Origin of the sequence: Pseudomonas sp. MD195_PC81_125 (genome assembly GCF_014060985.1) — a bacterium.
Classification (GTDB): Bacteria; Pseudomonadota; Gammaproteobacteria; order Pseudomonadales; family Pseudomonadaceae; genus Aquipseudomonas; species Aquipseudomonas parakoreensis.
The window spans coordinates 1-874 of the sequence record NZ_JABULD010000437.1 but is presented as its reverse complement, the minus strand read 5'-3'; the positions used below and the strand labels follow the sequence as shown (position 1 = coordinate 874).

1 protein-coding gene, 1 tRNA gene and 1 pseudogene are annotated in these 874 nt (G+C 56.4%); 1 reads left to right on the top strand and 2 read right to left on the bottom strand.

The annotated features are described in order from the left end of the window. Positions 1-98: 98 nt before the first annotated feature. Positions 99-174, bottom strand: a tRNA-Asn gene (locus HT737_RS17720). A 219-nt stretch (positions 175-393) separates the two neighbouring features. On the opposite strand from HT737_RS17720, the pseudogene HT737_RS17715 reads away from it, so the two are divergent. Then, a pseudogene (locus HT737_RS17715) lies at positions 394-621 on the top strand (hypothetical protein); the annotation flags it as partial. Here HT737_RS17715 and HT737_RS17710 read toward each other — a convergent pair. Further along, complete coding sequence (locus tag HT737_RS17710; protein ID WP_182403470.1) at positions 600-806, bottom strand: hypothetical protein; 207 nt, start codon at positions 804-806, stop codon at positions 600-602. The pseudogene HT737_RS17715 and the gene HT737_RS17710 sit on opposite strands and share 22 nt — an antisense overlap. Positions 807-874: the final 68 nt, after the last annotated feature.

Below are 874 nucleotides of genomic sequence, written 5' to 3'. Positions count from 1 at the left end.
GCATTCCACATGCAGGAGCACCGCAGGCTGCGATCTTTTGACTTTTCGAGCGCCCACAAAAAAGCCCCTGAATCTTTCAATTCAGGGGCTTTGCTATTTGGCTCCACAACCTGGACTCGAACCAGGGACCCAATGATTAACAGTCATTTGCTCTACCAACTGAGCTATTGCGGAATTGGTGCGTATGTTACTGATTCAAAAAGAGAAGTCAAGCAATGGATGTAAATTTTCAGGTGTAGGCAGGACGGACGGTGATTTGTCAGTGATTGGCGGTTACCAGAAAACCATCGGCGGTCTACCATGGGGCCCCGGAAGTGGTCACACGCGCTGCCGGCCATTCGCCGAAAAGGTACGCGCCATGAAGCCTGCAATCCGCAACAACGAGGTGCTCGCATGAGCATCGCGCAAATCAGTCTGCCCAAGGGCGTTGGCCCCCACGCCGAGAAACTCTTCGACGCAATCACTCAGGCCGGTACAGCTGAGGAACTCAATCGCGCTGGCGGCAAAGCCGAAGGTTTCGTGCTCGGCCTGGAAAGCACCAAGGCGATCAAAAGCCAGATCGCCGAATCGCTGTACGTCGTGTATGACGATGCCGCGAGTCAGCGCGCGAGCGAACTGGCTAAACTGCCGAAGGTAATCGTTCCGAGCAGTAATCTGGCGTACGCCGCGGTGGCCGCCAGTTGCACCAGCCACAGGGCGAGACCGCCGAGAAACACCCCGGCGGCGACTTGCAGCACCAGGCTTTTTTCGCGTCTGGCCGGGGCGCGGGGGATGAAGTCATCCAGGTCGTCACGGTCGGCGCGCAGGTTGTCGTTTTTTCATTTGGGTTCTCACAGAATTCCTGGATGTATATGAAACCTGTGGGAGCGAGCCT